This window comes from Desulfosporosinus cupriresistens (assembly GCF_001707885.1).
In the GTDB taxonomy this organism is placed as follows: domain Bacteria; phylum Bacillota; class Desulfitobacteriia; order Desulfitobacteriales; family Desulfitobacteriaceae; genus Desulfosporosinus.
This window is the reverse complement of record NZ_MASS01000020.1, coordinates 66,262-73,676: the sequence shown is the minus strand read 5'-3', so window position 1 is coordinate 73,676 and position 7,415 is coordinate 66,262. Positions and strand designations below refer to the sequence as shown.

At 46.3% G+C, this 7,415-nt stretch carries 8 protein-coding genes; 6 read left to right on the top strand and 2 right to left on the bottom strand.

Features of this window, described 5'->3' with window-relative positions; translation table 11 throughout:
• Positions 1 to 11 precede the first annotated feature (11 nt).
• Positions 12 to 188 (bottom strand): hypothetical protein, encoded by a 177-nt coding sequence (locus tag DSBG_RS23060; RefSeq protein ID WP_176716242.1) that lies wholly within the window; start codon positions 186 to 188, stop codon positions 12 to 14.
• A 46-nt stretch (positions 189 to 234) separates the two neighbouring features.
• Positions 235 to 576 carry a hypothetical protein gene (locus DSBG_RS22445; protein ID WP_141694287.1) on the bottom strand — a complete coding sequence of 114 codons (342 nt, stop codon included), beginning with the start codon at positions 574 to 576 and terminating at the stop codon, positions 235 to 237.
• Positions 577 to 689: 113 nt separating this feature from the next.
• Here DSBG_RS22445 and DSBG_RS10205 point away from each other — a divergent pair, with 113 nt between their 5' ends.
• From DSBG_RS10205 to DSBG_RS10180, 6 genes are all read left to right on the top strand, one after another.
• The gene (locus tag DSBG_RS10205) at positions 690 to 887 is read left to right on the top strand and encodes a cold-shock protein (RefSeq protein ID WP_068964151.1); all 198 of its coding nucleotides are present in this window, start codon (positions 690 to 692) and stop codon (positions 885 to 887) included.
• Positions 888 to 1,055: 168 nt separating this feature from the next.
• The gene (gene hpf, locus DSBG_RS10200; RefSeq protein WP_009623676.1) at positions 1,056 to 1,583 is read left to right on the top strand and encodes a ribosome hibernation-promoting factor, HPF/YfiA family; all 528 of its coding nucleotides are present in this window, start codon (positions 1,056 to 1,058) and stop codon (positions 1,581 to 1,583) included.
• Between the two features lie 293 nt (positions 1,584 to 1,876).
• Positions 1,877 to 4,384 carry a preprotein translocase subunit SecA gene (gene secA / locus DSBG_RS10195; RefSeq protein ID WP_068964150.1) on the top strand — a complete coding sequence of 836 codons (2,508 nt, stop codon included), beginning with the start codon at positions 1,877 to 1,879 and terminating at the stop codon, positions 4,382 to 4,384.
• Between the two features lie 28 nt (positions 4,385 to 4,412).
• Positions 4,413 to 5,514 (top strand): peptide chain release factor 2 gene (gene prfB, locus DSBG_RS10190; protein ID WP_141694286.1). Its coding sequence is split into 2 segments (ribosomal slippage): positions 4,413 to 4,481 and positions 4,483 to 5,514, totalling 1,101 coding nucleotides; the frame shifts between segments, so codons are not numbered across the junction.
• A 74-nt stretch (positions 5,515 to 5,588) separates the two neighbouring features.
• Complete coding sequence (locus tag DSBG_RS10185; RefSeq protein ID WP_068964148.1) at positions 5,589 to 6,419, top strand: transketolase; 831 nt, start codon at positions 5,589 to 5,591, stop codon at positions 6,417 to 6,419.
• Positions 6,412 to 7,356, top strand: a complete 945-nt coding sequence (locus DSBG_RS10180) for a transketolase family protein (RefSeq protein ID WP_068964146.1) — start codon at positions 6,412 to 6,414, stop codon at positions 7,354 to 7,356. The genes DSBG_RS10185 and DSBG_RS10180 overlap by 8 nt, the downstream gene beginning before the upstream one ends.
• Positions 7,357 to 7,415: the final 59 nt, after the last annotated feature.

Below are 7,415 nucleotides of genomic sequence, written 5' to 3'. Positions count from 1 at the left end.
GGAGCGTTTTTTTAACGTGTCTGCGATTTACGACGCTGCTGAAGAGCTGCATGCAAGTCAAGAACCGTCCCCTCTCCCGCTAAGAACCGTCCCCTCTCCCGCTGCCCGCTCCCGCCCGATTCAAGACGGTGCACATAGAATGTGCCGTCTCCCATGACAAGTCCACTCCTCACCGTTCTCCGTTCCATTCCCACGTTCCTGGCCCGGGACGCAGTGTGACACAGCGAAACGTCTTTACGTAACAATAGAATGCAAGTTAAGAACCGTCCCCCGTCCCCTTTGCCGCTCAAGGACGGTGCACATGGAATGTGCCGTCACCCAAGATAGGTCCCATTCCTCACCGTTCCCCCGACCTAAGCCCAGGACGCAGTGTGACACGAGCGCGAGGTCTTTACGTAAGCAGAATTGCAAACTTCCGTTAAAGCGACCGACCCCAGATAGGGGCAGCGCACAAGGACGTGCGCTGCCGCCAATGCGCCAAGGATGGCGCTTTTGGCGGGGACCCCGCTCCCCTATAGAAGGAGCTTGAACGGTTAGTTTGCTCTGCGTCGTAGGACCGAGGGCGGTGTCACACAAGTCCCCCCAAGTTTTTATGTTTAGAGTCTTTCATTGCTGGTTATCCTCCTAATAGTAAAGTCAGTGTGAGATCTAGTTAGTGAACTTGGCTAATTCAAGGAGGGTACATTTAGGTGTTAGGTAAAGTCAAATGGTTCAACAAACAGAAAGGCTACGGATTCATAGAACAGGAAAAGGGACAAGATGTATTTGTACATTTTCAATCGGTAATTGGGGATGGATTTCGTACGCTTGAAGAAGGACAGATCGTCGAGTTCGATGTCATTCAGGGTCCACGCGGTGAACAGGCGTCAAACGTGATGGTCCGTTAATTCAAGGTTATCAATCAAGCTGCTTAAGAAAGGATCGTTAAATAGTGACAACGATTCTTTCTTTTAGTTTTTTAAAAAATAATCATTGAATAAACTTTTTAATTAGCAGGATTTTTTACGTAAATCGGGAATATTACATGTATACCATCTAAAAAGGGGGTTGAATTAATGAACATTATTATTCGAGGTAAACATATCGAGCTGACGGACGCACTTAAAGAATATGTCATGAAACGGGTGGGTAAGTTAGAAAAATACTCAGATGAGTTTATGGACGTTCAAGTCACCTTACTTGTTGAACGCGATCGACATCGAGTTGAGGTAACAGCCCCAATCCATGGTATGATTTTACGCGGGGAAGAAGAAACTGAGGATATGTACTCATCGATCGATATGGTCGTAGAAAAGTTGGAGCGCCAAATCGATAAATATCGGACAAGAATTAATAAAAGGATGCGCTCTAAGGTCTTGAAAGATCATGAACCTAAGCAAGCAGTCATGAATGATGAACCGCATGAAGAAATTGTTCGAAATAAGAAATTCCCGGCTAAGCCTATGTCTGTAGAAGAAGCAATTATGCAGATGAATCTGATTGGACATACTTTCTTTGTGTTTACGAATGCGGAAAGCCAAGAAATGAATGTTGTTTACCTTCGTAACAATGGAGACTATGGGTTGCTTCAACCCCAGACCTAATTAGTCATAAGCCGAGTAAGTCGCGTGCGTATTCGGACACAGAACAGTCGCTTTGAGCGAAAGGCCCGCAGTAGCGGGCCTTTTCGCATTACCAGTTCGGAAAGGATTAATTTATCCTTGGTCAGCGTATAGAGCAACGGAAGCGATGAATAGGAGATACGTATTAAAGTACGCACTGAAATTGAATAAAAAAGGTAAAATATTACAGGGGCAAATCGCACGCTTCAGTTGCAGTGGGTTCTCTAGGATGTTAAACTTAAGGATAGCACGATAGTTGAAGAAGGGTGGATATAATGGGGCTTTTAGATTTGTTCGATGATAATGCGCGAGAAATACGGAAATATCAAAAGCGCGTTGTAATGATTAATAGCTTTGAACCTAAGATCCAAGCACTGAGCGATGACGAATTGCGTGGCAAGACGGTTGAATTCAGAGGGCGTTTAGAACAGGGCGAAAGTATAGATAGTCTATTGCCAGAGGCTTTTGCTGTTGTTAGAGAAGCTGGCCGAAGGGTGATCAATCAACGACACTATGATGTACAGTTGATCGGAGGTATGGTACTTCATGATGGTCGGATTGCTGAGATGCGCACTGGGGAAGGGAAAACCCTTGTAGCCACTTTGCCATCTTATTTGAACGCCTTAACAGGTCAAGGCGTACATGTCGTAACGGTCAATGATTACTTAGCTCGCCGCGACAGTGAATGGATGGGAAAAATTCACCAGTTTCTAGGTCTTTCAGTCGGTCTAATCGTCCATGGCTTAAATTATGAGCAAAGACGGAGTAGCTATGCCTCAGATATTACGTACGGGACGAATAATGAGTTTGGTTTTGACTATTTGCGTGATAACATGGTTACTCGGCCGGAGGCCTTGGTTCAGCGGGTACTTAATTATGCTATAGTGGACGAAGTAGACTCGATTCTCGTTGATGAAGCGCGAACCCCACTTATTATTTCCGGTGAGGCGGACAAGCCCACGGAATTATATTTTAGAGTAGCTATGATCATTCCTCGCCTCAAACCAGAGGACGATTATAAAGTTATTGAAAAAGAGCGCATTGTCACACTCACGGAACAAGGTGTCAGTCGAGTGGAGAGTATGCTGGGCGTGGATAACCTTTATGAGGATATACATACAGAGTTAGCTCATCATGTTAATCAAGCATTGAAAGCACAAACCCTCTTTAAACGGGACCGCGACTACGTGGTTAAAGACGGAGAAGTCATTATTGTCGACGAATTTACCGGACGTATGATGTTTGGGCGTCGTTATAGCGAAGGCTTGCACCAAGCTATTGAAGCTAAAGAAGGCGTGAAGATCGAAAAAGAATCACAAACCTTAGCTACCATTACCTTCCAGAATTACTTCCGCATGTACAATAAACTTTCTGGGATGACCGGAACGGCTATGACAGAAGAACCGGAGTTTCGCAAGATCTACAAGCTTGATGTTGTCGAAATTCCCACAAACAAGCCCGCAATTCGGAAGGACAGTTCCGATGTTATTTACCGTACAGAAGAAGGAAAGTTCTTGTCAGTAGTGGAAAGTGTGATTGAGCGTCATGCCAAAGGTCAACCACTTCTTGTAGGGACGGTTTCCGTCGAGAAATCCGAGCATCTGAGTAACCTATTGGGACGACGTGGAGTTCCGCACCAAGTGCTCAATGCTAAATTCCATGAAAAAGAAGCGGAAATTGTCTCCCAAGCCGGGCAGCGTGGGATGGTTACCATTGCCACGAATATGGCTGGTCGGGGAACGGATATTATCCTGGGTGAGGGTGTATCTGATCTGGGTGGGCTACATATCATCGGGACAGAACGACACGAATCTCGGCGAATTGATAACCAATTGCGTGGTCGTGCTGGGCGTCAAGGGGACCCTGGATCAACTCAATTTTTTATTTCCTTAGAAGATGATCTTATGAGGATGTTCGGTGCAGAAAACATCATGGGTATCATGGATAAATTAGGGATGGATGACACTATGCCGATTACGTCCAAAATGATTTCCCGTTCTATTGAAACCGCCCAACGTCGTGTGGAGAACCGCAACTTTGATATCCGTAAACATGTGCTTGATTATGATGATGTCATGAATCAACAACGTGAAGTGATTTATGCCCAGCGTCGAGCAGTGCTTATGGGTGAAAACTTACGTGACAACATCATGGATATGTTAGCAAAAGCGGTTAACGACAGCATTAGCATGTTTAGTGGAGAAAGCCCATTTCCCGAAGAATGGGATTTGGCAGGTTTAGCTGATTATATCGAAAGTTTCTTTCTGCCGGGAATCCATTTGAACCCTGAAGAACTGGCAGACCTGTCCAAAGAGGAAATTGAAGAAAAGCTGCTAGACCAAGCTAAAGCGCTTTACGAGAGTCGTGAAGAACAGTTTGGTTCTGAACTGATGCGGGAAGTTGAACGTGCCGTGATGCTTCAGGTTGTGGACAGCAAATGGATGGATCATCTCGATGCTATGGATATGCTCCGTGAAGGAATTGGCTTGCGCGCTTATGGTCAGAAAGATCCATTGGTTGAATATAAGCGTGAAGGGTTTGAAATGTTCCAAGCGATGATTGACTCCATTCAGGACGAAATTATCCGCTATGTTATGCGGGTGACACCTCAAGTCCGGGAAGAAGTGGCTGAACAGCCTCGGAACATAACGGAGAATCGTTATGAAGGCGAACCTAGCGAGCCTGTACACACCGGAGACCAGATCGGGCGCAATGACCTGTGCTCATGTGGAAGCGGGAAGAAATATAAAAAGTGTTGTGGAGCAGAGAAAGAGAAAAAGTAGAAGTGGAATTTGGAAGGGTGAATAAAGAGTGCTTTCTGATTGGAAAAAAGAACTGGAAACGTTAACATTGTGCTTGGCAGATTTGAGGGTTTCCCTTTGACGTTTCTCAGCGAATAGAGAAGATTAGCTCGTTGGAGAGGGATCTTCAACGACCTGGCTTGTGGGATGATCCTGCTCTAGCTCAGAAAATCATGCAAGAATTAGCCTATCATCAGAATAAAGTAAAAACCTATGACGAACTAGAGGGGAGACTTGAGGAAACAGAGACCCTCTGGTTGTTAGCGACCGAGGAAGATGACCTGAGTTTAGAGCCTGAGATTGAGCAAGAAGTCAGGTCCATTCAAAGACGGTTTGAGGCTCTAGAGTTAGAAATACTACTCAGTGGGCAGTATGACAGGAACAATGCTATCTTAACTCTGCATGCAGGAGCCGGGGGCACGGAAGCACAAGATTGGGTGCAAATGCTCTATCGGCTATATATACGTTGGGGAGAGCGGCACGGATATAAAGTAGAGACACTGGATTTTTTACCTGGAGAGGAAGCAGGCATCAAAAGTGCAACACTGTCTTTCAGTGGAGAAAATGCCTACGGATACGCCAAATCTGAAAAGGGTGTGCACCGGTTAGTGCGAATTTCGCCGTTTGATTCATCAGGACGTCGTCATACCTCGTTTGCTTCCGTGGATGTAATTCCGGAAGTGACAGAAGACAACGAGATAACAATTGATACCGAAGACTTGAGGGTTGATACCTACCGATCTGGCGGGGCTGGTGGGCAACATGTTAACAAGACAGATTCAGCTATCCGGATAACCCATTTGCCGTCAGGGGTCGTAGTTCAGTGTCAGAGCGAACGCTCGCAGATCCAAAATAAAGCTGCAGCCATGCGAGTTTTGCAAGCGAAGTTGCTGGAACTTAAACGCAAGGAACAAGAAAGCGAAATTTCCGAAATTCGCGGCGAGCAACAAGAGATTGCTTGGGGAAGTCAGATCCGTTCTTATGTGTTTCATCCATACAGCCTGGTCAAGGACCACCGCACCAACGTAGAAACAGGGAATGTGTCGGCGGTTATGGATGGGGAAATCGATGCCTTCATTGCCGCATTTCTTCAGAAGACTAAGTCGGTGTAGTAGGAAATAGGCTAAGCTTTAATATCAATTGAAATAAAAAAATCTAATTTAAACGAGGTAAAGGAGGGGATCACTTGACAACTATTGAACTAAAGCGAGTAGCCAATGTTCTTCGTCAAGACATAATTTCTATGCTGGTAACTTCAAAATCCGGGCACCCTGGTGGAAGTTTATCTGCCGCTGAAATTGTGACCACATTATTCTTTCGCGAAATGCGAATAAATCCGCGAGAACCACGGTGGGCGGACCGCGACCGATTTGTCCTTTCTAAAGGGCATGCGGCCCCAGTGCTGTATGCGGCTCTCGCCGAGAAGGGTTACTTCCCTAAGCAGGAGTTGCAAGGGTTACGCCAAGCCGGTCATATGCTTCAGGGACATCCCGATATGAAAAAGACTCCAGGCGTAGATATGTCAACAGGTTCCTTGGGACAAGGTCTTTCGGCCGCCAATGGTATGGCTCTAGCTGGTAAGTTGGATGGCAAAGATTATCGGGTTTTTGCGTTGCTGGGTGATGGAGAGATGGCGGAAGGACAGGTTTGGGAAGCTGCGATGGCGGCTGCCCACTACAAATTGGATAATGTAACAGCTATCTTAGATCTAAACGGATTGCAAATTGATGGAACGACAGATAGTGTCATGTGTTCTACTCCATTAACCGAAAAGTGGCGCTCCTTCTGTTGGCATGTAATCGAAGTCGATGGGCATGATGTGGATGCTTTGCTTGCGGCGTTTGCTGAGGCAAAACAGGTCAAAGGAAAGCCGTCCATCATTATTGCAAAGACGGTGAAGGGCAAAGGAGTTTCCTTCATGGAGAACGTTGCAGGTTGGCACGGCAATGCTCCTAGCATTGAACAAGGGGAGCAGGCACTGAAAGAATTAAGGGAGGAGGCGTTAAACCTTGGCTGATAAAATAGCGACACGTGATGCTTATGGCAAGGCCCTTGTGAATTTAGGGTCTGAAAACCCCAATGTGGTTGTATTAGATGCAGATCTGTCGAAGTCGACCAAGACTGCCGACTTCGGTAAAAAGTATCCCGAACGGTTCTTCAATATGGGAATTGCCGAGTCAAATCTCTTAGGGACGGCAGCTGGGCTGGCTGCAGCAGGTAAAATTCCGTTTGCAAGCACCTTTGCAATTTTCGCTGTGGGACGTGCCTTTGAGCAAATCCGCAACTCGATTGCGTATCCAAAACTAAATGTTAAAATTGCAGCCACACACGCAGGAATTACGGTAGGGGAGGATGGCGGCTCACATCAGGCTATCGAAGACGTGGCCATCATGCGTGCTGTCCCAAACATGGTGGTTTTGGTCCCTGCAGATGGGGAAGAAACTCGTCAAGTGATTTTGGCTGCAGCTAAATACAACGGCCCCGTTTATATTCGGATGGGACGATTGGCCGTGCCACTTCTTTTTGGAGAAGATTATTGCTTTGAGATAGGGAAGGCGAATGTTCTTAAAGAGGGGACCGATGTTGCCATCATGGCTAATGGTGTCATGGTATCCATGGCTTTAGAAGCAGCTGCTGAGCTCGCGGCCGCGGGGATTAGTGTAAGCGTTGTTAATGTTGCTTCAGTGAAGCCTCTAGATGAAGAAACCATAGTACGGGTCGCCCAGCAGACAAAAGCCGTTGTGACTGCGGAAGAGCATAACATCATTGGTGGGTTAGGAAGTGCGGTTGCTGAGGTTCTGAGCGAGAAAATGCCTACACCTATGGTACGTATTGGACTAAAAGATACCTTTGGAGAATCGGGAGCGCCTCAGGACCTTCTTGAAAAATATGGGTTGACTAAAATGGACTTAGTCAAAGCCGTCCATGAGGTGCTTGCCAAGAAGCAAGGGTAAATTATCTGCAGAAACGATTACCGTCGATGCATGGACTACGAAAGGACAAGTATTCTTTG

What these genes read in the sequence shown, in the direction of transcription:
- secA (WP_068964150.1), top strand. Translation starts at nt 1,877, where the DNA reads ATGGGGCTTTTAGATTTGTTCGATGATAATGCGCGAGAAATACGGAAA.
- DSBG_RS23060 (WP_176716242.1), bottom strand. Translation starts at nt 188, where the DNA reads ATGGAACGGAGAACGGTGAGGAGTGGACTTGTCATGGGAGACGGCACA.
- hpf (WP_009623676.1), top strand. Translation starts at nt 1,056, where the DNA reads ATGAACATTATTATTCGAGGTAAACATATCGAGCTGACGGACGCACTT.